This is a genomic window from Enterococcus sp. C50 (assembly GCF_040887505.1).
Classification (GTDB): domain Bacteria; phylum Bacillota; class Bacilli; order Lactobacillales; family Enterococcaceae; genus Enterococcus_B; species Enterococcus_B thailandicus.
Genome location: NZ_JBFOFW010000004.1, coordinates 39,771 through 65,584, shown reverse-complemented (window position 1 = coordinate 65,584; position 25,814 = coordinate 39,771). Strand labels below are relative to the sequence as shown.

The 25,814-nt window shown below is 37.5% G+C and carries 19 protein-coding genes; 17 read left to right on the top strand and 2 right to left on the bottom strand.

The features are described from left to right. Nucleotides 1-167: 167 nt before the first annotated feature. Nucleotides 168-1,475, bottom strand: coding sequence for a serine hydrolase (locus AB3I20_RS06590; RefSeq protein WP_067483930.1), 1,308 nt, complete (start codon nucleotides 1,473-1,475; stop codon nucleotides 168-170). Between the two features lie 502 nt (nucleotides 1,476-1,977). Between AB3I20_RS06590 and AB3I20_RS06585 the strand changes: the two genes are divergently transcribed. The 14 genes from AB3I20_RS06585 to copB all read left to right on the top strand — a co-directional run bounded on the left by AB3I20_RS06585 (nucleotide 1,978) and on the right by copB (nucleotide 20,972). Next, nucleotides 1,978-3,099: a hypothetical protein gene (locus AB3I20_RS06585; protein WP_067483932.1), complete on the top strand. Its 1,122-nt coding sequence runs from the start codon at nucleotides 1,978-1,980 to the stop codon at nucleotides 3,097-3,099. A gap of 712 nt (nucleotides 3,100-3,811) precedes the next feature. Beyond that, nucleotides 3,812-4,012, top strand: coding sequence for a cold-shock protein (locus AB3I20_RS06580; protein ID WP_002288762.1), 201 nt, complete (start codon nucleotides 3,812-3,814; stop codon nucleotides 4,010-4,012). A gap of 373 nt (nucleotides 4,013-4,385) precedes the next feature. Beyond that, entirely contained in the window at nucleotides 4,386-7,166 is a 2,781-nt protein-coding gene (locus tag AB3I20_RS06575; protein WP_071869147.1) for a helicase C-terminal domain-containing protein, read from the top strand. 52 nt (nucleotides 7,167-7,218) lie between these two features. Continuing rightward, nucleotides 7,219-7,746, top strand: a complete 528-nt coding sequence (locus AB3I20_RS06570) for a DUF5590 domain-containing protein (protein ID WP_071869146.1) — start codon at nucleotides 7,219-7,221, stop codon at nucleotides 7,744-7,746. 19 nt (nucleotides 7,747-7,765) lie between these two features. Further along, a complete protein-coding gene (locus AB3I20_RS06565; protein ID WP_284590759.1) occupies nucleotides 7,766-8,962 on the top strand; it encodes a pyridoxal phosphate-dependent aminotransferase in 1,197 nt (398 codons plus the stop codon). Nucleotides 8,963-8,995: 33 nt separating this feature from the next. Continuing rightward, nucleotides 8,996-10,294, top strand: a complete 1,299-nt coding sequence (gene asnS / locus AB3I20_RS06560) for an asparagine--tRNA ligase (RefSeq protein WP_067483937.1) — start codon at nucleotides 8,996-8,998, stop codon at nucleotides 10,292-10,294. 234 nt (nucleotides 10,295-10,528) lie between these two features. Further along, nucleotides 10,529-10,912: a YccF domain-containing protein gene (locus AB3I20_RS06555; protein ID WP_067483938.1), complete on the top strand. Its 384-nt coding sequence runs from the start codon at nucleotides 10,529-10,531 to the stop codon at nucleotides 10,910-10,912. A gap of 171 nt (nucleotides 10,913-11,083) precedes the next feature. Continuing rightward, a complete protein-coding gene (locus tag AB3I20_RS06550; RefSeq protein ID WP_071869144.1) occupies nucleotides 11,084-13,183 on the top strand; it encodes a heavy metal translocating P-type ATPase in 2,100 nt (699 codons plus the stop codon). Between the two features lie 360 nt (nucleotides 13,184-13,543). After that, nucleotides 13,544-15,010: an amino acid permease gene (locus tag AB3I20_RS06545; RefSeq protein WP_067483942.1), complete on the top strand. Its 1,467-nt coding sequence runs from the start codon at nucleotides 13,544-13,546 to the stop codon at nucleotides 15,008-15,010. A 161-nt stretch (nucleotides 15,011-15,171) separates the two neighbouring features. Then, nucleotides 15,172-15,717 (top strand): topology modulation protein, encoded by a 546-nt coding sequence (locus tag AB3I20_RS06540; protein WP_095803473.1) that lies wholly within the window; start codon nucleotides 15,172-15,174, stop codon nucleotides 15,715-15,717. 73 nt (nucleotides 15,718-15,790) lie between these two features. Beyond that, nucleotides 15,791-16,225 (top strand): CopY/TcrY family copper transport repressor, encoded by a 435-nt coding sequence (locus AB3I20_RS06535; protein ID WP_067483945.1) that lies wholly within the window; start codon nucleotides 15,791-15,793, stop codon nucleotides 16,223-16,225. Nucleotides 16,226-16,238: 13 nt separating this feature from the next. Continuing rightward, nucleotides 16,239-16,451 (top strand): copper chaperone CopZ, encoded by a 213-nt coding sequence (gene copZ, locus AB3I20_RS06530; protein ID WP_368027115.1) that lies wholly within the window; start codon nucleotides 16,239-16,241, stop codon nucleotides 16,449-16,451. Next, nucleotides 16,448-18,631, top strand: coding sequence for a heavy metal translocating P-type ATPase (locus AB3I20_RS06525; RefSeq protein WP_368027114.1), 2,184 nt, complete (start codon nucleotides 16,448-16,450; stop codon nucleotides 18,629-18,631). Before copZ ends, AB3I20_RS06525 begins: the two co-directional genes overlap by 4 nt. Before the next feature lie 142 nt (nucleotides 18,632-18,773). Further along, on the top strand, nucleotides 18,774-20,972 hold the full coding sequence (gene copB, locus AB3I20_RS06520; RefSeq protein ID WP_368027143.1) for a copper/silver-translocating P-type ATPase CopB: 2,199 nt from the start codon (nucleotides 18,774-18,776) through the stop codon (nucleotides 20,970-20,972). Nucleotides 20,973-21,002: 30 nt separating this feature from the next. Here the strand turns inward: copB and AB3I20_RS06515 are convergent, their stop codons facing one another. Next, a complete protein-coding gene (locus AB3I20_RS06515) occupies nucleotides 21,003-21,155 on the bottom strand; it encodes a hypothetical protein (RefSeq protein WP_169819337.1) in 153 nt (50 codons plus the stop codon). A 297-nt stretch (nucleotides 21,156-21,452) separates the two neighbouring features. Here AB3I20_RS06515 and AB3I20_RS06510 point away from each other — a divergent pair, with 297 nt between their 5' ends. Genes AB3I20_RS06510 through AB3I20_RS06500 form a run of 3 tightly spaced genes read left to right on the top strand, consistent with a single transcriptional unit; the run spans nucleotide 21,453 to nucleotide 25,584 of the window. Next, nucleotides 21,453-23,108 (top strand): PTS transporter subunit EIIC, encoded by a 1,656-nt coding sequence (locus tag AB3I20_RS06510; RefSeq protein WP_082904095.1) that lies wholly within the window; start codon nucleotides 21,453-21,455, stop codon nucleotides 23,106-23,108. Beyond that, the gene (locus tag AB3I20_RS06505) at nucleotides 23,074-25,110 is read left to right on the top strand and encodes a transcription antiterminator (protein WP_368027113.1); all 2,037 of its coding nucleotides are present in this window, start codon (nucleotides 23,074-23,076) and stop codon (nucleotides 25,108-25,110) included. Before AB3I20_RS06510 ends, AB3I20_RS06505 begins: the two co-directional genes overlap by 35 nt. A 33-nt stretch (nucleotides 25,111-25,143) precedes the next feature. Beyond that, on the top strand, nucleotides 25,144-25,584 hold the full coding sequence (locus AB3I20_RS06500) for a PTS sugar transporter subunit IIA (RefSeq protein ID WP_075491404.1): 441 nt from the start codon (nucleotides 25,144-25,146) through the stop codon (nucleotides 25,582-25,584). Nucleotides 25,585-25,814 lie beyond the last annotated feature (230 nt).

Genomic DNA, 25,814 nt, shown 5'->3' with positions numbered 1-25,814 from the left:
TTCAACTCCTTTTTCATTCATTAAGTATAACGAAACTTCTCTAAAAAAGCTTTTAATAAAACTAAAAAATTGAAAGAAGATGAGCGAAATAAAAAAGCGTGAGAGCCGTTGTCGTGTGACAAACGTTTCTCACGCTTAATGAATTGTAGATTACTTTAATTAGGAGATTAAAAAAGATTTGTAAAGAATTCAGCGACATGTCGCCAACCAAGAACGAAAATATTCGCTTTTTCAACTTTAGCAGTTGTGATGATATCAGTTGCAGGTGCATCTTTTTCATCTAAATAGCCAAGTTTGTCATCTGCTAAAGTGATTGTGGCAGTACCGACTTTTGTTCCTTTGTCTGCAGGTGCTTGAATTTTTTGATCGGTTAATGAATCTTTTGCAAGTGTAGGTGTAATGGTTAACTTTCCTGTATCCATGTCATTACGAACCCAAACTTTAACTGGTGACTTAAGTGCGACTGGAACAGTTTGTTCTTTACCGTCAAGAACATCGATTGTTTTCATGTCTGGAATACTTGCGCCAGCTTTACCTAATTCTTTTTCTGACCAGTTGTCATAGCAGTAGTCCATTAAGTTTGCAGTAGCAGTAAAGCGAGCACTTGGATTTTCTTCATGGCCATCAGCATTTAATACAACGGTGATTACACGACGATCATCTTTTTTGATCGTACCAACAAAACAGGCACCGGCCAAATCAGTTGTTCCAGTTTTTAATCCATCAACGCCTTCTTTGTGGTTGATAAATCCCGGAAGCATCCAGTTCCAGTTAACCATCTCAACTGGGGAAACCGTATCTTCACCAAACATTTGAGTCGCAGTACTAGTGACTTCTAAAATCTCTGGATAATCTAGAATCAGGTGACGAGCAACAATAGCGACATCACGTGCAGAAAGCTGATTTTCGTCTGTTTCAGAGCTTCCTGGGTAGCGATTATCCCCCAAATAGCTATTATTTAGTCCAGAAGCATTGACTAAAGTAGCATCTGTGATACCCCATTTTTTTAATTGTGTTTGCATCAACTCAACGAATTTAGGTTCACTACCAGCAATTTTTTCAGCAAGTGCAACAATTGATGCGTTAGCAGATTGGATTGCAGCAGAATCAAAAAGTTCTTTGACAGTATACGTGTTTTCCTTGTGCAATGGCACATTTGATAGATCTGGTGTAACACTTAATTCTTCCGCATAATCTGAAATGGATACTTCATCATCCCAAGCAAGCTTTCCCTGTTTAACTTGGTCAAGGATAATGTAAAGACCAATGATTTTTGTGACTGAGGCAATTCCCATCGGTGTATCACCATCTTGGTTATACAAAATCTTGCCGGTTTCGGCATCAATTGCAAAGGCCGCTTTGGCGCCAACAGAAAACGTGTCGTCAGCCCTAACAGTTAATGTGGGGAAAAGGGAGGCAACACATAAGATGAGGCTAGCAAGCAGAACAACTAACCGTGTTTTTTTTATGGACATATTCAGTCTCCTTATCGATTTCTTTTCGTACAAATTAAAATTTTATCAGAGAGTGTGGGGACTTTCAATGTTTCTGAAAAAAACTTTAGATGTTAGTAAATCAGGAGACGTAGAGTCAAAATTATAGTAGAAATCAATCGTTTTTTACACGTATTTTAACTGGTTGTGGGTCAAGTTCAACGACACGACTAGCGACAAATGCGAATAAGCTCATCATACTCAATAAACTAAAAATAATTAGTAATTGCATCTTTTTCACCTCATTTAAGTTAGTGATCAATCCATTTTTTGAAGTTTTTCTATTTGATAACTTAATCATAATAGTAAATTTTGAATCATTTGCTGAGAAGTTTAGAGGAAAGAATGGTTTAAATGTGAACAAAACATGAATTATTGAGAAATGAGAAAACGCTTGCGGGTTGCAATTCGTTTTATTGGGTTGAAAAAAATTGTTGTGGTAGACTTTAAATGTAGGAATGATTTTTTTAGGAGGGATGCGTTTATGACAAAAATCGATAAAGAATTGTTGTCTCAATTAGCTTCAGAAGGTGCAAAAGGTCCGTTTGTAACAATTATGTTGAATACACACGTTTCACATCAAGATGTTGAAAAAGATCAAATCAAATTTAAAAATTTTGCGAAAGAAGCCAAAAAACGTTTTGAAAAAAAATACTCAAAACATGAGTGGACTCCATTTAAAGAAAAGATTGAGGAAATCCTAAATGATGCTTCATTTTGGCGTAGTGGCACAAAAAGTGTGGCAGTTGTCTTAAATGAAGAGCAATCGTATATTTACCGTTTAAGTATTCCAGTTGATGATCAATATTATGTTAGTGATTTACCTTATTTATTGGCAATCATTAAAAATGCGCAATTCAACTATTCTTATTATTTATTAGGGTTGAATCGCGATTCCATGAAGTTGTATGAAGTAAGCAACAAGTTGGTCAAAGAAATCGAATTACCAGAAGATGCACCAGTAGATATCGTAACAGCTTTGGGCGACGAGTTAACAGGTGGAAATCTAAACTTTATTACGAGTGGTAAAGCAGGGAATTCAAAAGAAGGTGTGACGTTCCATGGAGTCAGCACGAAAGATGAAGAAGTCAAAATCGATTGGATTAACTATTATCAAGCGGTAGATAATTATTTACGTGATACATTTGAAAATCCAGAAAAATGGCCAATTTATTTATTTGCCTTACCTGAAAATCAAGCTGTTTTCAAAAAAGTAGCAAAAAATCCAGACTATCGTTCAGATGTTGCTGTCTCAGCTTCACCAGCGCAATTGTCATTAAAAGATATTGAGGTTGGCGCGCAACGTTTGTCAAAAGAATTGGCAGATAAAGAAGCTGAAAGTTATAACAAATTGTTGGATAAAAAATTCATTGATCAATTAGTGGATATTGTTCCAGCGGCGAAAGAAGGTAAAATTTCGCATTTGTTTATTGCAACTTCTAATTTAGTCGATGGCTTTGGTGAAGATCCGGAAACGGAATATGATCGCCGTCAAGTTTTAAATCAATTGGCGGATGATGTCATTGAAACTGGTGGACAAGTCTTTATCTTAGATCAAAAAGAATCGCCAGATGAAAAGAGTTTGGTGGCAATTTTGCGCTATTAAGGAAGGTTGTAGCACAAAACGTTTAGCTTCGACAAGATAGTGAGCAGCCATTCAAAACAGCATCTCATGTTTTGAAGTGGATGAAAGCTATGTGGAGGAGTTGTTTTGGGAACACCGAGAGAAAGGTTGTGGCTCCAAGCGTTCAGCTTCAAGCAATAAGGAATTTTTTCTAAAAATAGCTACTCATGTTTTTATGAAAAAAAGACTTATTGTCGAAGAAGCTGCTTGGGGAACACCGAGAAAAAGGGCGCGAATGAAGCCCATCCACTTTAATAGATAACAAAAAGGATTTTTGATTTGACCACGAAAATAAGGCTGAAAATAGTGCACAAAGAACAGTTAAGAATGACCTGCTTTTAAGTATTAGAAAAGGCTTGCTGTGTTATTTCTCTTATTTTTACTATGGACAAGAAGTCAGACGTTACGCTGGCTTCTTGTTCTTTTTTTTTGCGTATCCGTTTCCTTTCTTAATAATCAAAAAACTTCAAAGAAAATTGTTCGAGTTCTACTTAAGGTGGGAATTGTGAAAAAAATGGAGTTTTTTTAAATAAATGTTCTAAAATTCTAGCTATTCCAATAGATGTATGGTATATTAATAGTCGTAGTTTCTGTTCGGTAATTATGGTAGCTTGTTTCAAATAAACATCTTCCAGATATTCACCATACAAGTAATTGCAAAATATGTGTTTGAAACACAAGGAGGATTTTTATTATGGAAACAGGTACAGTTAAATGGTTTAACTCAGAAAAAGGATTTGGATTTATCACTGCAGAAAACGGAAACGACGTATTCGTTCATTTCTCAGCTATCCAAGGCGACGGATTCAAAACTTTAGAAGAAGGCCAAGCAGTAACTTTTGATGTTGAAGAAGGTCAACGTGGACCTCAAGCAACTAACGTTACTAAAGCTTAATTAACCTATAAATTAAATAAAAGCTTGGAGTAGTTATCTTTTGATAATTATTCCAAGCTTTTTTATTGTGTCAGAGTTGATTCTTTTTTTTGATCCAATCAGTAACGATTCAATTTTTTACAGAAAAAATAAAAGGGAGAGGCTAGGATAAAAATTCTCAGCCTTTTTTTGTTACGAAAGTTAGCCAGCAAGGAAAAAAATCTTTGAGAAGGGAAGAAAAGGTGGATAAAAAAAGTGTGAATCATTTTTGAACGTTCGTTCTTTCTTTTTAAGGTGAAACACTTTTGTCGCAGCCTCTTCTTTGTAGTATAATTTCAAAAGAAACACCCGTACTAAAAAAGTAAATGAAGCGGCAAGAGAAGAGGAAATTATTTTGAAACCAACAACTTATGCAGTCGTCGATATTGAAACGACTGGGACGAACCCAAAAGAAGATCGTATTATTCAATTTGGCTGCGTCATGATTGAAGCTGGTCGAATTACTTCCCGCTTTTCGATCGACATTAATCCGGGGCGAAAGATTTCAAAACAAATCCAACATTTAACAGGAATTTCGAACCAACGCGTCCAGCGTGCGCCTTATTTTGAAGATGTCGCACCGACGATTTACAATCTCTTAGCAGAAACAGTATTTGTCGCACATAATATTTACTTTGATTATAAATTTTTGAATCAAGAATTGATGCGGTGTGGTCTTCCAGAATTAAAGATTCCGGGGATTGATACGGTTGAATTAGCGCAGATTTTTTTACCAACAGAACCAAGTTTTCGCTTGAGCGATTTATCTGAAAGTTTAGGATTTATTCATGAAAATCCACATCAGGCAGACAGCGATGCGGAAGTGACTGGTCAGCTCCTTTTACTGATTGAAGAACGCATGCGTCAGTTGCCATTAGTTACGTTGGAAGAAATCGTTCGGCTAAGTAAATACACTGGGATGGATACGAGCCGATTCATCGCACGTGTTGTTGAAGAGATGAAACAGCAAGTCCAGCCATTAGATGATTCGATTGAGATTATTGATGGGATTGCACTACAGAAGAAACAAGTGGAGCTGTTTTCCCAGGTTCACTACGGTAAACAAACTTATCCAAGAAAAAAACAGGCAAAAGAGCGAATGTTTGGCGAAACATTGATGTATCGTAAAGAACAAAATCGTTTGATGAATGCAGTATATGATCACTTCACTAAAAAAGAGGAACAAAAAAACTTGATGATCGAAGCTGCGACTGGAATGGGGAAAACGATTGGCTACTTGTTACCACTAAGCTATTTGGCAACACCTGAGAAACCAGCTATTATTAGTACTGTTTCACTAGTCCTTCAGCAACAAATCGTCGAGAAAGACATTCCTTTGCTAAACCAATTACTGGATCAACCGATTCAAGCAACAATCATCAAAAGTTTTCGTCATTATATTGATCTTCAACGGTTGAAAGCGACACTGAACGAAGCACCAAGTCAAAAACAATATGCATTGTATCAAATGTCGGTTTTAGTTTGGCTGACACAAACACAAACCGGTGATTTAGATGAATTACATTTGACGAATTTGAACCATGTCTTTTTCCACGATATTGCTCATCGTGGCGTTCATTTTTTAGCACCAAATCAGCCATTTTACGAACAAGATTTTGTTCGCTTTTTATTGAAAAAAGCAAAACAAAGTAATTTTTTGATTGTTAATCATGCATTTTTAGTCCAAGAAACGTTGCGTAAAGAGCCATTACTACCTGAGAGCCCCTATTTGTTGATTGATGAGGCGCATCATTTGCCTGAAATTGCTGAGAAAATCAATGATCGAAGATTGAGTGTGGCACATTTTTATAAACAAGTACAGCAGTTGAATGATGAAGGGCAATTGTTTGATCGCATGAGCAGTTATTTGCCAGATAATCATGAAGTGACTCGTTGGTTACAGATTTACCGGCAGGAATTAGTTTCTTTATGTGAGGCACAGTTCACGATTGCAGAAGGTCTGACGGAGTTGTTGAACCAAAACGGAAACAGTCATCAAGAAGAGGTCATGGTAACGAAAGAATTATTAGATGAATTACCATTTGAGGCAGGGATTGCGATTGATCATCTGCAATTATTCTATCGGGAAATTTATCAGCTTCATGAACAATTGAAATTAAGTTTGGAAATCATTCAAGAAAGCTGGTCAAATCAAATGCGCTTGGATCTAGCCAATTTGTATGCTTTATTTGACCAATTAGATACGCAACAACAATTTATGGAGCAATGGTTGGAAGATTGGCGTGAACAGTTGATTCACTGGGTCGTGCTTGGAACTGGTCCACAGCAATTGATGTTTCATCTACATGATTTTCAAGCAGCGTTATTACCTACAACAGTTTGGTATCCAAGATATCAACACATTCTTTACATTGGTGGTACTTTGAAAATTGGACCGGATCGGAATTATCTTTCAAAACGACTGGGTATTGAAGGCACACCATTGAAAGTAATTGCCTCACCATATGATTATGAAAGCCAAGCCAGAATTTATTTGCCAACAGAAGCACCCGCAGTGAATCAGGTAACAAGTCAGGAATATATCGAATACTTGACCAAAACACTAACGGGATTGATTAAACGAGAACAGCGACCTATTTTAGTCTTGTTCACCTCGCATGATATTTTGCAACAAGTCTATCAAAAAATGCATATGAGAATGCTGGAACAAGGCAGAGAAATATTAGCACAAGGATTTGGTGGAAGTCGCGAAAAATTATTGAAGCGATTCATGTTGTCAGAAATGAGTGTCCTTTTTGGTGCTGATAGCTTTTGGGAAGGTGTCGACTTGCCCGGAGATGCGCTCCAAATTGTTGTTGTCACACGACTACCTTTTGATAATCCAAAACGACCAATGGTAAAAGCTAGAAATGCCTATCTTGAATCAGAAGGAATCAATCCTTTTTATCAGGAATCAGTGCCTAAAGCAGCTTTGAAATTACGCCAAGCGTTGGGACGACTGATTCGGACTGAAACTGATCGTGGTGTGTTATTGATTTTAGATCGTCGGTTGTTAACGGCAAGATATGGTGGAAGAATTTTACGTTCTCTACCGAAAAAAGTAAAAGTCCAAGAAGAACCAATTGATGTAATCTACCAAGAAATCAGTGAATTCTTAACAAAAAACGAAGAATAAAGTCAAAGTAATCTTCCTATTTTGAGAGAAAAATCTGGTATAATGAAATGCAATGAAGATAAAGGAGCGACGATCCTTGAAGAAAGAATCAAAAAGAGAAAGAACCATTAATCGCGTGTTGCTTAGTTTGATCGTATTTTTACTAGCAGTAATCGTCTTTAGTTCGATTTTTTATTTGCGATCAAATCGCCCTTATGCACAGGCGGAAAAAGAAGCAACAGCTCTTGCAAAAAAATATGCGAATTTGGAAAATGTCGATCAGTTTTACTGGTATACGCGTGAAAAAACTTATTTTTCACTAATGGGGACGAATGACAAAAATCAAAAAATTGTAGTCGTCATTCCAAAATCTGGTGATAAGGTGAAAATCTTGGATCAAAATAAAGGTTTAACAGAAGAAGAAGCCAAACAAAAAATCCAAGAAGCACATCCAGAAGCCGTAATTGAAAAAGCAACACTAGGGATTTTTGAAGATCAGCCTGTTTGGGAAGTTGTCGCTAAAGGTACGGACAATTCATTAAGTTATTACCTTATTACATTTGAATCAGGCGATGAAGTGAAAACCATTCAAAATATTTAACTGTGAAGGGATGAAAAGGATGGAACTATCTAAGAGAGCACAACGTTTAGAGCCTTCTGTAACACTTGCAGCGGCAGCCAAAGCAAAAGCACTGAAAGCCCAAGGTAGAGATATCTTAAGCTTAACAGTAGGTGAACCAGACTTTGCAACACCTGAGAATATTCAGGAAGCTGCAATCCAAGCAATCAAAAATGGGAAAGCAAGCTATTATACACCAACTGCTGGAATTCCAGAGTTGCGCCAAGCAATTGTTGATTATTTAAAACAGCATTACCAACTTGATTATCAATCTTCACAGACCATTGTTACTGACGGAGCAAAGTTTGCCTTATACACGCTCTTTCAAACAATTCTTGATCCCTCAGATGAAGTAATTATCCCTGTTCCTTACTGGGTAAGTTATGGGGAGCAGGTCAAATTAGCCGAAGGTGTCCCAGTCTTTGTTCGTGGAGAAGAAGCAAATGAGTTCAAAGTGACAGTGGAGCAGTTAGAGGCTGCTCGTTCTGAGAAAACGAAAGCGGTGATTATTAATTCACCGTCTAATCCGACAGGGATGATTTACACCAAAGAAGAACTGTTGGCGATTGGAAAATGGGCCGTTGCAAATAATATTTTGATTGTTGCAGATGATATTTATGGTCGTTTAGTTTATAATGGCAATGAATTTACTCCAATTGCCATATTAGGTGAAGCAATTCGTGAACAAACAATTATCATCAATGGTGTTTCAAAAACATATGCCATGACTGGTTGGCGGATTGGGTATGCAGTTGGTAATCAAGCAATCATTGACGGAATGATCACGATTGCATCACAATCGACTAGCAATCCAACAGCAGTCAGTCAGTATGCTGCAGTTGAGGCATTAAGAGGAGAACAGGATACGGTAGAAGAAATGCGTCAGGCGTTTGAAGAACGTCTCAACCGTTTGTATCCATTAGTGGCAGCATTGCCAGGAGTCAAACTTGCGAAACCGCAAGGCGCTTTCTATCTGTTCCCTAATGTGAAAGAAACGTTAACTATTTGTGGGTATAGCAATGTGACAGAATGGGTCGAAGATCTGTTAGAAGAAACAGGCGTTGCTTTAGTTACAGGTGAAGGATTTGGTGCAAGTGAAAATGTTCGTTTGAGCTATGCGACAAATCTTGGAACGCTTGAAGAAGCTGTGTTAAGGATTGCTCAATTTATTGAGAGTAAAAGTCAAAATGAATCCTGAAAGTAAAACAGGAAGAAAAAAGGAGAGTCATTCGTGGAACAAATTCAAATTATTGATTCGAAAAACCATGTAGGAGAAACTGTGACAATTGGTGCATGGGTTGCTAACAAGCGCTCAAGCGGAAAAATTGCCTTTCTTCAACTAAGAGATGGAACAGCCTTTTTCCAAGGCGTAGTTGTCAAAAGTGAGGTACCAGAAGAAGTTTTCCAAACAGCTAAGAACTTACATCAAGAAACAGCAATCACTGTTACTGGTGAAATTCGTGAAGATAGCCGTTCAAAATTTGGGTATGAAATTGGCATTACTAACATCGAAGTTGTTGGTGAAAGTCATGATTATCCAATCACACCGAAAGAACACGGTACAGACTTTTTGATGGATCACCGCCATTTATGGTTGCGCTCATCACGTCAACATGCAATTATGCAAATTAGAAATGAAATCATTCGTGCAACGTACGAATTTTTCAATGCGAATCAATTTGTTAAAATTGATCCACCAATTTTGACTGGTTCAGCACCAGAAGGCACAACCGACTTATTTGAAACAAACTATTTTGATCAAAAAGCGTATCTTTCTCAAAGTGGTCAATTATACATGGAAGCTGCTGCAATGGCATTTGGAAAAGTCTTTTCATTTGGACCAACATTCCGTGCAGAAAAATCAAAAACACGTCGTCACTTAATTGAGTTTTGGATGATTGAACCAGAAATGGCCTTTACTCATCAAGAAGAAAGCTTGGAAGTCCAAGAAAAATATGTGGCTTTCTTAGTACAAAGTGTCTTAGATAATTGTGATTATGCTTTAGATGTACTGGAACGTGATAAAGAAGTCTTGAAGTCTTATACTAAATTACCTTTCCCACGTATCACGTATGATGATGCGATTGAACTATTGAAGAAAAATGGATTTGATGATATTGAGTGGGGCGAGGACTTCGGTTCACCACACGAAACGTTTATTGCAAATTCATTTGAACAACCTGTTTTCATTTTGAACTATCCAAAAGCAATCAAACCTTTCTACATGAAACCACATCCTACACGTGAAGATGTTGTGATTTGTGCAGATATGATTGCGCCAGAAGGTTACGGCGAAATCATTGGAGGCAGTGAACGTGCAACTGATTACGAATTTTTACTAGAACAAATTCGTGAACATGGCTTAGATGAAAATGAATATTCTTGGTACCTTGACCTACGTAAATATGGCTCTGTACCTCATTCAGGTTTTGGTTTGGGTCTAGAACGTACGGTTACTTGGATTTCAGGAATTGATCATGTGCGTGAGGCAATCCCATTCCCTCGTTTGTTGAACCGTATTTATCCATAAAGGTTGTGGTTCCAAGCGATTAGCTTCAAGCAATAAGGATGCTTTTCTAAAAATAGTTTTCCATATTTTTGTGAAATTTAGACTTACTGGGAGGAAGTTGCTTTAGGAACACTTTAAATAAGAACGCAACTTAATAAAAAGAGTTTAAAAAGGAAGCATGACGAAACTTTCATGCTTCCTTTTTGGCATTTTATGCGATAATAGATTCAAGTAACTTTGGCAAAGGAGAATAGTATGAGCTGTTTAGGAAATATTTTATGGTTTATTTTTGGTGGATTAGTTGGTGGACTTGGCTGGCTGATTGCCGGTGTATTATGGTGTATAACAATTGTTGGAATCCCAATTGGGTTACAATGTTTTAAACTTGCTTCTCTATCTTTTGCTCCATTTGGAAAAGAAGTCGTTTATCATCAAAGTGGTTTTTCATTGATTGTCAATTTGATTTGGTTGATTGTATCAGGTCTCCCTTTGGCGCTAACACACGTTGTAAGTGGCTTGATTTTGTGCATTACGATTGTGGGAATCCCATTTGGTAAGCAATCATTCAAATTAGCTCGTTTGGCATTGATGCCATTTGGAGCAGAAATTGTTCCAAGTAATCACTATTATTTTGAGTAACGATCAAATAGCGGACAAAACGGAAATCGTTTTGTCCGCTATTTTTGACAAGAAAAGAAAAATGTCAAATAAAAGAAAAAAAGAGAAGGCTTCCAGTTGACATATGAATGCACATTCATTTATAATTACTTATGAAGAGTTATTCATGTGTATTGCAAGGAGGGAAAGAAAATGAATAAAGATTATCGATTAGATGGCTTAGATTGTGCAAATTGCGCAATGAAAATTGAAAAAAAAGTACAGACAATTGAAGGTGTGAAGGAAGCAAATGTAAACTTTACTACTGGTAAGTTGCGAATTGTTGCAAACGAAGCAGATTTAGCAACAGTTGAAACGAAAACGAAGCAAGCAATTAAAGAAATCGAACCGGATGTGGCGGTTAGTGAGATTACAAATAATCACCAAGACGGAGACGGACATAATCATGAGCATGATAATAGTCGAAATGATTTGCTTCGTATTCTTATCTCTGCATTAGGAATGGGCCTTTTGATTTGGTTCTCGCCAACTGGTATTGTTCGCCTAATTGGTTATCTCCTTATTTATGGATTAATTGGTTTTGATGTAATAAAAAAAGCTGTTATGAATATAACCAAGGGTCAGATTTTTGATGAAAACTTTTTGATGGCGATTGCGACAATTGGTGCAATGATTATTGGCGAATATCCTGAAGCAGTTGCTGTAATGCTATTTTATCAAGTAGGTGAATATTTCCAAGGATTTGCGGTCAAACAATCACGAAGATCTATTCGTGAACTGATGGCCATTCGCCCCGATACAGCCCGTGTCCAAACTTCTGAAGGCTGGAAGAATGTTTCACCAGAAGCAGTTGAGTTAGGACAACAAGTCTTAATCAAGCCTGGTGAAAGAGTCCCACTAGATGGAAAGATTATTGAAGGTGAATCTATGGTTGATACTTCTGCCTTAACTGGAGAATCTGTTCCGCGGAAAGTAACCAGTGGAGAAATGATTCTCAGCGGTTTTATCAATAAAAATCAACCTATCGTAATGAGTGTTGAGAAAACTTATGGTGAATCAACAATCAGTAAGTTATTGGAATTAGTTGAAAATGCTAGTAGTAAGAAAGCACCAGCCGAAAATTTCATCACTAAATTTGCGCGTTACTATACACCAATCGTAGTTGTTTTAGCGGTATTGTTAGCAATCGTGCCACCATTAGTGGTTCCTGGTGCCGTATTCTCTGAATGGATTTATCGAGCATTGACGTTCTTAGTTATTTCTTGTCCTTGTGCTTTAGTGATTTCTGTCCCATTGAGTTTCTTTGGCGGGATAGGTGGCGCAAGTAAGATTGGAGTATTGGTTAAAGGAAGTAACTACCTTGAACTACTTGCAGAAACAGAAACAGTCGTTTTTGACAAAACGGGGACGTTAACTAAAGGTGAATTCTCAGTTCAAACAATTGAAACAACGATGGATCAAACAACTTTTATGCAATATGTAGCGAGTGCCGAACAATATTCTACACATCCAATCGCTCAATCAGTCTTGGCTGCTTACCAAGGTCCTTTATTGGTGAGTGAACAAGTAGAAGAAATTGCTGGTGAGGGAATCTCAGCAGTGATTGATGCTCATGATATTTTAGTTGGTAATCAGAAATTGATGGCGCGTAAACAAATTGCATTTTCTACGAGTGAAGAAGTTGGAACATTACTTTATGTTGCGATTGACCAAAAATATGTCGGCTTCCTATTGATTGCAGACGCACTAAAAGAGGATGCAATTGAAACAATGAATAAGTTGAGAAAAGCTGGCGTCAAAGAAACAGTCATGTTGACAGGTGATGCGAAAAAGATTGCTGATTCTGTAGGTAAAAAAGTAGGAATTGATCAAGTTTATAGTGAATTGCTTCCTCAAGATAAAGTTGACAAATTAGAAATGATTCTTGCAAAAAGTTCTGGCAAAGTAGCTTTTGTGGGTGACGGAATCAATGATGCTCCCGTTTTAGCAAGAGCAGATGTCGGAATCGCCATGGGCGGATTAGGAAGCGATGCGGCAATTGAAGCAGCTGATGTTGTAATCATGAACGATGAACCTTCAAAAATTGCAGACGCGATGCGAGTAGCTCGTAAGACATTACGAATTGTGAAACAAAATATTGTCTTTGCAATTGGTGTGAAAGTTCTAGTTTTACTACTTGGTGCATTAGGCTTTGCCTCAATGGGTGATGCTGTTTTCGCAGATGTCGGGGTAACGGTGATTGCTGTTTTGAATGCAATGAGATGTTTGCGAGTGAAAAAATTAAATGAATGAATATTGATAAATTAAATATGCGTAAAAAAGTTTTGTTATCGCTCTAAAAAATAACGTATGTTCGAATCCAAGAGATCACTGTTGCTGGTCTCTTGGATTTTTTTCATGTAATTTTAAAAGAAGTCGCAGCAAACAAAAATGTATTTTCATTTTTCAGAAAATTATGTCTTGCAAGTATCATAAGACGAAAACTTTTTGAACAAAAAATATTTTTCTGGTTTTATGATGAAAAAATAATTTTAAAATGATGTGTTTATGATAAAAGAATGCACACTTAAAATAACAAACTATTGCGACAGTTAAAAAAAGTGATTATTATTACATGGTGCAATAGATACTTTATATCAAAGGAGAGAGACAATGAACGACAAACAACTGCGCTGGTTCACAGTTGCATTGATTGCATTCAATATGGTCTGGGGTATGGGAAATGTTGTGAATAACTATGCACAACAAGGGATTTCCGTTATTACTTCTTGGCTATTGATTCTTGCAATCTATTTTATTCCTTATGCTTTGATTGTTGGCCAATTAGGTTCAACATTTAAAGATAGTAAAGGTGGCGTAAGCTCTTGGGTTGAAAATACAACTTCCAATAAACGACTAGCTTATTACGCTGCATGGACTTATTGGGTTGTGCATATTCCTTATTTGGCACAAAAACCACAAGCAATTTTGATTGCCGCTGGCTGGGCAGTCCAAGGAAATGGAGATATCGTGAATACGATGTCTGTTCAATTAGTTGCTATTATTTCATTAGTAATCTTTTTAGCGTTCTTATACTTATCAACTAAAGGATTATCAACATTGAAAGTAATCGGTGGATTAGCAGGAACTGCGATGTTCGTGATGTCATTACTATTCATCTTACTAGCAGTGACAGCACCATTCATCAATCCAACAATGGAATTTGCTACACCACATATGAATCAAGTGAAAACATATATTCCGACATTTGATTTTAGTTACTTCACAACCGTTTCAATGTTAGTTTTCGCAGTAGGTGGAGCAGAAAAAATCTCTCCTTACGTAAACTCAACAAGAAATCCTGCAAAAGAATTTCCAAAAGGAATGATTTTCTTAGCAGCAATGGTTGGTGTTTGTGCAGTATTAGGTTCAGTTGCAATGGGTATGCTATTTGCAAGTGACAATATTCCCAAAGACTTAATGGCAAATGGTGCTTACAGTGCCTTCCAAATTTTAGGTAATTACTATGGAATTGGAAATGCACTAATGATTATCTATGCGTTAACAAATATGGTTGGGCAAATTTCTGCTTTGGCCTTCTCAATTGACGCGCCACTAAAAATCTTGTTAGCTGATGCTGATCCAGAGTTCGTACCAAACTGGTTGCGTAAACGTAATCGTAAAGGGACTTTGGTCAACGGTTATTTCTTAACAGGGATTTTAGTAAGTATCATTATCTTACTACCAATTTTCGGTATCAAAGACATGAATGAATTAGTTAAATGGTTGACTAACTTAAACTCAGTTGTAATGCCAATGCGTTATCTATGGGTATTCTTGGCTTACATGATGTTGAATAAAGCATATAAAAAATTCACTTCAGAGTATAAATTTGTTAAGAATCCTAAAATCGGTTATATCTTCGGTGCATGGTGTTTTGCATTTACAGCATTTGCTTGTATCTTAGGTATGGTTCCAAAAATCGAATACGCAGCTGATCCAAAAGCTTGGTGGTTCCAATTGATTTCAAATATCATTACACCAATTGTGTTGATTTTACTAGGAATGATCTTACCTGCGATTGCACGTCGTGATAAGAACAAAGAAGTTCCTGTATCAGAAACAATTCCACAAGCATAATTCAGTAATTAAGTAATAAAAATGAAAGAATAAGTTGCCATAGGGTCTGACAAGCTAACTAGTGATTAGTTTGTCAGATCCTATTTTTTTGTGTATCGTAAAAACTATACATATTCATAAGTAGGAATGAAATCAAGAAAATAGAGAGGGAGGATTTATCAATGAATTATTTGATCATGGGCAATTCTGGTTCAGGGAAGTCAACATTTGCTCGGAAACTTCAACAAGTAACAGGAGCCAGTTTATTGCCACTGGATTTTTTGTGGCATCAAACAGACTATAGCGAAGAGGCTCAAATTTGGTTTCAGGCAGAGCAAGAAAAGTTTATCCGCACAAATGAAAACTGGATCGTGGATGGCAATTATTTAGGAACAAGTGACTTACGGTTCCAACATGCGGACATACTTATCCTCTTAAAAGTACCACGTCTACTGTCCTTGTTTCGAGTAATTTCTCGTTCAATCAAACGAAAAAATAATCCAGCTTCTAGACCAGATATGCCAAAAACATTTCAGGAAAAATTTGATCGAGAATACTTAGATTTTCTTCTCTACATTTGGCGATTTCCCAACAACCAAGCAGTGAGACTAGAACAAATTTTGCAGGAGCAACCCAATGAACTACAAGTAATCATTCTAAAAAGCAAAAGAGATCAAAAAATTTTCTTTCAAAAATTAATCGAGCAAAAAAGAAGTAAAGAGAGTTGACAGTTTTTGTTTACAGTTGTAAACTAAGTTTGTCTTTAAAGATTACAAGTGTAAACGAAGAGGGGTGAAAGCAATGGTAAAAACGAAAATGCCTGTTAAAATTAGTGATTCTGAGTGGGAAGTAATGCGAGTGATTTGGACATTGAACCAAACGACTGCGCAAGAGATCACTCAAATTTTAGCGGATTCAATGGACTGGAAAGCTGCTACTGTCAAAACGTTACTGGGCCGACTAGTGAAAAAAGAAGTTGTGTGGACGCAGCAAGAGGGGAAAAAATTTATTTATCATCCGGCAGTTTCTGAAATGGAAACGGTTCGTAGCGCAACAGAAAATTTATTTTCACATATTTGTGCAAAAAAAGTTGGTGAGACGATTGCTGACCTAGTGGAAGAAGCCACTTTGACACAAGCAGATATCGATAAAATTATGGAACAGTTGCAACAAAAAGAACCAGTGGCAACAATTGCTTGCAATTGTATCCCCGGACAATGTACGTGTAAATCATAAGGAGGAATTTAGGATGAAACAACAATTTTCAATTCAAGGTATGAGCTGTCATCATTGTGTAGCAAAAGTTGAAGAAACACTTCAAACATTACCAGGTGTTCAAAAGGTAAAAGTAAATCTGAAAAAAGCGAAGGGCATGGTCAAATTCGACGAAAGTCAAATTCAATCAGACCAAATCAAAGAAAAAATTACAACACTAGGATATCCTGCAGAGGTGATTGAATGACTGAAACACCACAAATGACTACCTTGGTGATTACTGGTATGACTTGTGCAAACTGCTCTGCACGAGTGGAAAAAGAATTAAAAGAACAACCAGGAGTGATTTCGGCAACGGTCAATTTAGCAACGGAAAAAGCAAGTGTCAAATATGCTGAGACTTCTTCTGAGGCATTGATTCAAAGTGTCGAAAAAATTGGGTACGGCGCAATTTTATATGACGAAGAACACAAACAAAAAATTGCTGAAGAAAAAAAAGCGTACTTACGAAAAATGAAACGAGATTTATTTTTAAGCGCACTCTTAACTTTTCCATTAATGGCATCAATGATTGCCATGATGTTAGGAAATCATGGCGCACTTGTTCAATTTTTCCATCAACCAATGGTTCAACTGCTTATGGCGTTTCCCGTCCAGTTTTACGTGGGTGCACGTTTTTACCAAGGTGCATATCATGCACTGAAAACCAAGGCACCAAACATGGATGTTTTGGTCGCTCTTGGAACGACTGCTGCTTTTCTATTAAGCATTTATAACGGATTTTTTTCAAGTACAACCAATGATTTGTATTTTGAAAGTAGCAGTATGATCATCACCTTGATTTTATTAGGAAAATATTTAGAGCATACAGCCAAAAGCAAGACAGGCGATGCTATCAAGCAATTGATGTCGCTACAGATGAAGACAGCTCAGAAATTAGTTGATGGTGTCGAAGAAACGATTGCGATCGAAGACGTTACAGTGGGAGATTGTTTAGTGATTCGCCCTGGTGAGCAAATTCCGACAGATGGGAAAATCATTTACGGAAGTAGTGCGATGGATGAAAGCATGTTGACAGGGGAAAGTTTGCCGGTGGAAAAACATCTTGGTGACGCCGTTTTTGGAGGAACAGTGAATACGACTGGTCTAGTACAAATTCAAGTTTCCCAAGTCGGTAGTCAAACCGTGTTAGCTCAAATCATTCAAATGGTAGAAGATGCCCAAGGAAGTAAGGCACCAATTCAACAAATTGCTGACCGTATTTCTGGTATTTTTGTACCTGTAGTCTTAGTTGTTGCTTTCTTTACGTTGGTTTTAACTGGATGGCTTACAGGTGATTGGCAATTGGCTTTGATTCACAGCGTATCCGTTTTAGTGATTGCTTGTCCTTGTGCCTTAGGATTGGCAACACCAACAGCAATTATGGTTGGAACAGGTGTCGGCGCACGAAATGGTATTTTGATTAAAGGCGGCGAAGCGTTAGAAGAAGCGGCGGGACTTACGAGTATTTTATTAGATAAAACAGGAACGATTACACAAGGAACACCTCAAGTAACTGATGTGATTGGTTCAACAGAAGTTGTTAAACTCTTTCATAGTTTGGAACAAGCTTCCGAGCATCCTTTAGCAAAAGCAATCAATGATTATAGCAAAAAAAACGGGATTGCTCCTTATGAAGTGAGTGAATTTACTGCACATCCGGGCGCCGGAATCAGTGGGAGAATCAATCAGCAAGAATATTTTGCTGGGACAAAAAAACGCTTAGCTCAATTAAGCCTATCAGTTGCGTCATTGGAAGAACAAGCGCTACACTTAGAACGAGAAGGAAAAACAGTCATGTATTTGGCTGATGAGAAGCAAGTTTTAGGATTGATTGCAGTAGCTGATGCAGTAAAACCAGAAGCAAAACAAGCAATTGCAAAACTTCAAGCACAAAAAATCGAAGTGTACATGGTGACGGGTGACAACAAACTTGCTGCTAATGTGATTGGTAAACAAGTAGGTCTTGATTCAGATCATATTTTTGCGGAAGTACTGCCAGATGAGAAAGCCGCTTATGTTCAACGATTACAACAAACGGGTCAGAAAGTCGGCATGGTTGGTGATGGAATCAATGATGCCCCAGCCCTTGCTTTAGCTGATGTTGGTTTAGCGATGGGAAGTGGAACGGATATTGCCATGGAAACAGCTGATGTTACTTTGATGAATAGCAATTTAATGGCTGTTGAGCAAACGATTGACCTATCTCGTGCTACGTTGAAGAAAATCAAACAAAATCTTTTTTGGGCTTTTGTTTACAATACAATTGGGATTCCGTTTGCTGCATTTGGTTTGTTGAATCCGATTATCGCTGGTGGCGCGATGGCATTTAGTTCAGTCAGTGTGCTACTTAATTCATTGAGTTTGAATCGAAAAATGAAAAAATAATTGAAGTGAAGAAGGGATCGAGATGAAAGAATCAGAAAAACAGAATGAATTGTCGAAACACGATCATGAAAAAATGATGCAGGATCAGATGTCTCACGATGAGCAGCATTCAGCGAGTCAGGAGGCTCATGAAAAGCAAGAAATGGACAAGCAAAAGCATCAGCATGACATGAGTGGAATGGATCACTCGAAGCATGAAGGAATGAATCACGAACATGATATGAGCGGAATGGATCATTCAATGCATGGACATATGCATGACCATGATATGGGTGGGATAGATCACTCGAAGCATGAAGGAATGAATCACGAACATGATATGAGCGGAATGGATCATTCAATGCATGGACATATGCATGACCACGATATGGGTGGGATGGATCACTCCATGCATATGGGGAATTTTAAGCAGAAATTTTGGTTGTCCCTTGTTTTAGCTATTCCAATCATTCTTTTGTCACCAATGATGGGCTTGGAACTGCCTTTTCAAATCAGCTTTCCTGGTTCTGAATGGGTTGTCCTTGTTTTAGCTACGATTCTCTTTGTTTATGGTGGTCAACCATTTTTAAGTGGTGCCAAAATGGAATTGGAGCAAAAGAGTCCGGCAATGATGACCTTGATTGCAATGGGGATTTCTGTTGCATATATTTATAGTTTGTACTCTTTTATCGCGAATTTAGTTAACCCACATGCACATGTGATGGACTTTTTCTGGGAATTAGCTACTTTAATCGTCATTATGTTACTGGGCCATTGGATTGAGATGAATGCTGTTTCAAATGCAAGTAATGCGTTGCAAAAGCTAGCAGAGTTATTGCCTGAATCAGTTAAGCGAATCAAGGAAGATGGGACGGAAGAAACAATTTCTTTGAAAGAAGTTCATGAAGGTGATCATCTAGTCGTGCGCTCAGGAGATAAAATGCCGACAGATGGCATCATCATCAAAGGAAGTACGATTGTCGATGAATCAGCTGTTACGGGTGAATCAAAAGGAGTCAAAAAACAAGTTGATGATCGCGTAATTGGCGGATCAGTCAATGGTGAAGGTACGATTGAAATCAAAGTTACGGGTACAGGCGAAAATGGATACCTTGCGAAAGTAATGGAAATGGTTCGTAAAGCACAAAGTGAAAAATCAAAATTAGAATCTTTATCAGACAAGGTTGCTAAGTGGTTGTTTTACGTTGCGTTGATTGCAGGGATCTTAGCATTTATTATTTGGCTAGTTGTAGCCGATTTACCTACCGCGTTAGAACGAATGGTGACGGTCTTTATTATTGCGTGTCCCCACGCACTAGGTTTGGCAATTCCTTTAGTTGTAGCTCGTTCAACATCAATTGCTGCAAAAAACGGCTTGCTGTTGAAAAATCGCAATGCTTTAGAACAAGCCACTGATTTGGATGTCATCATGTTAGATAAAACCGGAACCTTGACGCAAGGAAAATTTACGGTCACAGGTGTTGAAATGCTAACTGATTCTGTAACGAAACAGGAAGCACTTGAAATGATTGGTGCGCTAGAAGCAAATGCCAACCATCCATTAGCAATCGGGATCATGAGCTATCTGCAAGAGCAAAAAATTACACCCGCTAAAGCTGAAAATTTGAAAAATTTAGCAGGTGTTGGCTTAGCTGGCACGGTGAACAATCAGGAAGTCAAAATCGTGAATGAAAAAGAAATCAAACGACTTGGCTTCGTTGTAAAATCAGAGTTACTCCATAGCTATCAAGAACAAGGAAATACGATTAGCTTTTTACTTTTAGCAGACCAATTGGTGGCAATGATTGCACTAGGTGATGTCGTGAAACCAGAAGCAAAACAATTTATCCAAACATTGAAAGATCGCAAAATCACACCAGTCATGTTGACCGGTGATAATGAAAGTGCTGCTCAAGCAGTAGCACATTATTTAGGAATCGATGATTTTTATGCGGGATTGTTGCCTGATGATAAAGAGAAAATCGTGCAAAATTATTTGCAACAAGGTAAAAAAGTCATTATGGTTGGTGACGGGATCAATGATGCACCAAGTCTAGCTCGTGCAACAATCGGTATGGCAATTGGTGCCGGAACAGATGTGGCAATTGATTCAGCAGATGTCGTTTTAACCAATAGTAATCCCAATGATATTTTGCATTTCTTAGATTTAGCAAAACAAACAAGAAGAAAAATGATTCAAAACCTTTGGTGGGGAGCAGGCTACAATATTATCGCAATTCCTTTGGCTGCCGGGATTTTAGCGCCAATTGGTATTTTATTAAGCCCAGCTGTTGGTGCTGTCTTGATGTCACTCAGCACAGTCGTAGTTGCTTTGAACGCGTTGACTTTGAAAATCAAATAAGTTAGTTAGATAAACCAAGGGGTGATGAGCTTAGGCCATCACTCCTTTTTTGATTAATCCAAAGCTTGTTTGAAATAATCGTGCTTTGGCTTCAAGCTCGATTTTTACTTTTTCAATTTCTTTTAATGAAAGTGTTTGACTTTCGTGGATTTTCTTTTTCGACTTTTGTAAAAGTTCACTCATTTGTAGAACCTCCATTCATACAAAAAATAATTAGTTAGGTACCGAATTATTTTCTTGTTTCGATTATAGTTCGGTACCTAACTATATGTCAAGAAGTTTTCTAAAAAAGAATAGATTAGATGTGAACTACATAAAAATTTTGTGGACGCTTTGGGTTCTTTGTTATACTTTAATAGTGACTCTTCAGATGATCATCTTGAAGTGTAAGGAAGTGGGGAGGAAAATCACTTGGTAGAAAACATAACGACCAAAAGCTTGGGACTACGAAAACTTGGACATAAATTGAGCCAATTGATTATGCCAAACCTAAGTATTTTTATTGCTTGGGGATTTCTTTCTTTTCTAACGCCTTATTTTTCTGGAGAATTAGCCCAGAGGCTGAATGAAGTGAGCGAGTGGATGCTTCATTTGTTATTACCGATTTTGATTGGTTATCTAGGTGGGAAAATTACTGGGAATCAACGTGGAGCAATTGTTGGGGCAATTGCTACGCTAGGAATCATTGTTGGTTCAACTGCGCCACAAATTGTGGGGGCCATGATTATGGGAACGTTAGCAGGAAAAGTGTATGATTTTTTTGAAAATAAAGTTAAAGAACAGTTTACGATTGGATACGAGATGTTGATTCATAATTTACTTGTAGGAATCATCGGTGGTGTATGTTGTCTGCTGGGAATGATTGTGATTACGCCTCTCATTTCTTCGGTTAGCCAAATGATTTCACAAGCTATTCTTTGGTTGACGGAAATGAAAATGCTTACGTTAGCTCATGTCTTGTTGGAACCACTCAAAGTATTGTTTTTTAATAATATTATCAATCATGGAATTTTGACACCACTTGGCATTGAATTTACTCAACAAGAAAACTCATCGATTTTATTCTTGATGGAGGCGAATCCGGGGCCTGGGATTGGTGTGTTGCTTGCGATTCTTTTTCAGGGAAGAAGAGAAACCAAAACCAATGCAGGGAGTGCGCTAATGATCCAAGCTATTGGTGGTATTCATGAAATTTATTTCCCTTTTGTATTAATCAAACCAAAACTTGTATTGGCAGTCATTTTGGGCGGTGCTAGCGGAACCTTTCTGTTTCAGTTATTGCATGTAGGGTTAAGTGCGCCAGTCTCACCGGGCTCATTAATCGTTATTTTGACGAATACGCCGACAAATCAGCTTTTAGCCGTTAGCTTTGGCATTTTAGTGAGTATTCTAGTGACGTTTAGTTGTGCATTGTTTTTACTAAGGAAAGAAGCAGTGAATGTTGAACAAGAAAAGTCAAATGATGAGGAACGTGAAGAAATGCAACTAGCGAAAAATAAAAAAATTATCTTTGCTTGTGATTCGGGAATGGGCTCAAGTGCGATGGGTGCTGCGCTATTAAAGAAACAACTACAAGTCGCAAACTTACCTGCAAGCGTTGATTATGCTTCGATTTATCAAGTCAAAGATCAACCAGATCAACTAATTATTGTTCAAAGTGAACTGACAGTGCTCGCACAACAGCAAGCACCAAATAGCCAAATTCTCTCCTTGGATCACTTTTTGGAAGTAGAGAATTCTTTACCAAAGATTAAAAGCTTTCTTTTAACAACTACTCACATGGAGAAATCCGCAGAAATTGCCATAGAAATGGACAGAAACGAAACTGAAAAGGTCGTGTTTTTATACGCTGAAAATATTCGAGGCTCACAAACGATGGGCATGACGATCCTAGCACAATTAGCGAAGAAACAGGGACGCTCACTTTCCATTAGCAAGCTACCAATTGAACAGTTAGTAGGCGAAAAAGAAACCATTTATGTTGCTACAACTGCTTTCTTCCACAAGTATCCCCAGTTAGCAGAACTCTCCAAGATTGTTTTAGTTGAACATTTCGTTTTAACAACAACCTATGAACAATGGATGAAAGGAGGAGTTGAGCATGTACTTGTCCACAAGGGAAAAACAATTGATTAGTGAGTTGTTACACAGTTCCACACCAGTGTCCGTAGATCGAATGATGACGGTCTTAAAAGTTAGCAAGCGAACAGTTTATCGTGAGCTAGATCAGTTAGCTTTATCGTTGAAAGCAGTTGATGCGCAATTAAAAAAAGTAACACGTGGTTCGTTCTTGATTGATGCGACAACTGAAACCAAGTCGAAACTATTAGCAGAAATCAATGATGAAGGTGGCGAAGAGCTTTCGACATTGGAGCGACAACATGCGATTTTATTAGAGATTTTATTGACAGCACAGCCGTTGAGTTTAGCACATTTTTTGGAAACTTATTTAGTCAGTAATACAACATTTTATGCAGATATCAAGCAACTTGAAGCAAGTATCGAACACTTGCCTTTAAAAATTGTTCGTAACCAAGGATATGAAATCGTTGGCCCAGAAAAATATCGACGTTTATTGGCGGCGAATGTGTTGGAATTGGAAATTAATGAATATGAATTGTTTCATCTGATGAAAGAACAAAAAAGTTCAAATTATTTTTTTCAATTTATTCAGTTAGAAAATTTCTTTTTAGTGAGAAAGATGATTAGTGAAGAGCTGATTGGCAAAAAAAATGAGCTGAGTGACCGCAAATTAGCGCATCTGATTTTGATATTGACGCTGACGATGGATCGGGTGAAAAAAAATCAGTTTTTGACGAATGAAACATATTTAGGTTTAGCCAATAAAGAGTTTTTACAAATCGCCAAGCGACTTTTTGCTATTATCGGAAAAGAAAGCCAACAACTTTATCCAGTGAATGAAATTGTCTTTTTTGCAAGTTTGTTGAATGATTTTTCTAATTCATTTGATAAAGATTTCTTTGATGAACATTTTGATACACAGCTTGCTTATCTAGTAAAACAGCTGATTACATTAGTTAGCGAAGAAACAGATGTACGTTTTTATGAAGATGAAAGTCTTTATAAAATGTTACTAACACATTTGTCTGGGGTATTTTCTCGAGCGATTTTGCAAGAAGAAACGTTGACGAATCCGATTCTTGAAAAAATCATGGTTCAATACGAGGAACTGACTACCGCCATTCGATCCGCAGTTAATCAAGTCTTTCAAGAAAAACAGTTATCCAATGAAGAAATTGCCTATATGGTTTTACATTTTGCTAGTTCACTTGAACGTAGTCCAAAAGAAAGTTCGATCCGTATTGCCGCTTTTTCTCCAAGTGGTTTGGCCTCAACTAGTATGCTAGAAATGCGCTTGAAACGGTATTTTCCTTCGATTAGTCAACTGGAATTTTATCGGATTGCAGATATCAAAAAAGTAAATCTTAAAAAAACATATGATGTGGTCATTTCGACTTCCGTTTTACCGGGATACACAGGAAATTATTTGTTGGTGTCACCCTTATTGTTAGAAGATGAAATCAAACATTTGAAACAAGCTTTTCAAAAAGTGAGAAGCGCTCATCCTTTGCCAGCAGAAAAAACGACTACATCTGAGCCAATTTTAGCAGATCAATACGAACAAACTTTAGCTGTGATGGAAAAAATCAATCAGTTACTTTCTCGCTTTTTTATTCAAGAAATCAGTAATGAAGACAAACTAAGTGAGATTATAAAGCAGGTTCTTTCTTTTTTACCAACGAATTTACTTACAGATGAAAAAGACGTCCAAGAAAAATTAATGCGACGGTATCAACAATCACCAATTGGGATTCCTAAAACAACTATGGGCTTGTTTCACACATCTAGTTCAGCAGTGGCAGCTCCAGTTTTTTGTATCTTCGAGTTGAAGCAACCAATCACAATTGAAGGAATGGACAAGCAATCGATCACGCTTGAACGAATGATGCTAATGCTCGCTCCCTCACCAATTGAGGAAACAGATAGCCGCTTACTAGGAAAAATCAGTGCAGCAATGATTATGAATGACTTGAACTTAGAAATTTTTCAGTCAGGTAATCAAGCAATCGTCTATCAATTGTTGGCAAAAATTTTGATTGATGAGATGAAAAAGTAAAGGAATGAAAAAAGAAACGGAGAGGAGACAAAAATGGAATTAGCCACAGAAAGAATTCAATTGAATCAAACTTTCAGTGATTGGCAAGATGCGCTGACAAATATTGGGGCATGGTTAACTAACCAAGGCTGGGTAAAAGCGGGGTACACTGAATCAATGATCGAACGTCAAGAATTGATGAGCGTTTATATTGGTAACTTTGTTGCCCTACCTCATGGCAACGAAGAACTGGTAGTTAAAGAAGGCATCTCACTTATCCAAGTGCCTGACGGGGTTAACTTTGGAACTAAAGAAGAGCCAAAAATTGCCACAATTCTATTTGCGGTTACCTTCAAAAAGGAACAGCAATTACCAATGTTACAAGAACTGGCATTTTTTTGTGCGGAAATTGAACAAGTGATTGCGTTAAGCGATGCGAAAACTGTGTCAGAAGTGCAAGCAATTTTGGAAAAAAGCACCACTAAGTTTGAGTGAAAATTTATAGTTAAAATGAATGAATATTAGTGAACTGTAAAAGAAGGTTGTGGTGCCAAGCGTTCAGCTTCGAAAAAATAATGAGCAACTGACGAAAAATAGCTTTTCATGTTTTTGAACAGTTATGAATTATTTCGAGAAGTTGCTTGGGGAACACCGAGGCGAAGGTTGTGGCGCAAAACGCTTAGCTCTGACAAGATAGCGAGTAGGCACTCAAAAATAGTTTTTCA

Bases quoted from the DNA above. Each gene is read 5' to 3' on its own strand.
- AB3I20_RS06590 (WP_067483930.1), bottom strand. From the start codon at position 1,475: ATGTCCATAAAAAAAACACGGTTAGTTGTTCTGCTTGCTAGCCTCATC.
- copZ (WP_368027115.1), top strand. From the start codon at position 16,239: ATGAAACAACAATTTTCAATTCAAGGTATGAGCTGTCATCATTGTGTA.
- AB3I20_RS06525 (WP_368027114.1), top strand. From the start codon at position 16,448: ATGACTGAAACACCACAAATGACTACCTTGGTGATTACTGGTATGACT.
- AB3I20_RS06505 (WP_368027113.1), top strand. From the start codon at position 23,074: ATGTACTTGTCCACAAGGGAAAAACAATTGATTAGTGAGTTGTTACAC.
- AB3I20_RS06535 (WP_067483945.1), top strand. From the start codon at position 15,791: ATGGTAAAAACGAAAATGCCTGTTAAAATTAGTGATTCTGAGTGGGAA.
- copB (WP_368027143.1), top strand. From the start codon at position 18,774: ATGGACAAGCAAAAGCATCAGCATGACATGAGTGGAATGGATCACTCG.
- AB3I20_RS06580 (WP_002288762.1), top strand. From the start codon at position 3,812: ATGGAAACAGGTACAGTTAAATGGTTTAACTCAGAAAAAGGATTTGGA.
- AB3I20_RS06500 (WP_075491404.1), top strand. From the start codon at position 25,144: ATGGAATTAGCCACAGAAAGAATTCAATTGAATCAAACTTTCAGTGAT.
- AB3I20_RS06540 (WP_095803473.1), top strand. From the start codon at position 15,172: ATGAATTATTTGATCATGGGCAATTCTGGTTCAGGGAAGTCAACATTT.
- AB3I20_RS06515 (WP_169819337.1), bottom strand. From the start codon at position 21,155: ATGAGTGAACTTTTACAAAAGTCGAAAAAGAAAATCCACGAAAGTCAA.
- AB3I20_RS06545 (WP_067483942.1), top strand. From the start codon at position 13,544: ATGAACGACAAACAACTGCGCTGGTTCACAGTTGCATTGATTGCATTC.
- AB3I20_RS06565 (WP_284590759.1), top strand. From the start codon at position 7,766: ATGGAACTATCTAAGAGAGCACAACGTTTAGAGCCTTCTGTAACACTT.
- AB3I20_RS06550 (WP_071869144.1), top strand. From the start codon at position 11,084: ATGAATAAAGATTATCGATTAGATGGCTTAGATTGTGCAAATTGCGCA.
- AB3I20_RS06555 (WP_067483938.1), top strand. From the start codon at position 10,529: ATGAGCTGTTTAGGAAATATTTTATGGTTTATTTTTGGTGGATTAGTT.
- AB3I20_RS06585 (WP_067483932.1), top strand. From the start codon at position 1,978: ATGACAAAAATCGATAAAGAATTGTTGTCTCAATTAGCTTCAGAAGGT.
- AB3I20_RS06570 (WP_071869146.1), top strand. From the start codon at position 7,219: ATGAAGATAAAGGAGCGACGATCCTTGAAGAAAGAATCAAAAAGAGAA.
- AB3I20_RS06510 (WP_082904095.1), top strand. From the start codon at position 21,453: ATGCCAAACCTAAGTATTTTTATTGCTTGGGGATTTCTTTCTTTTCTA.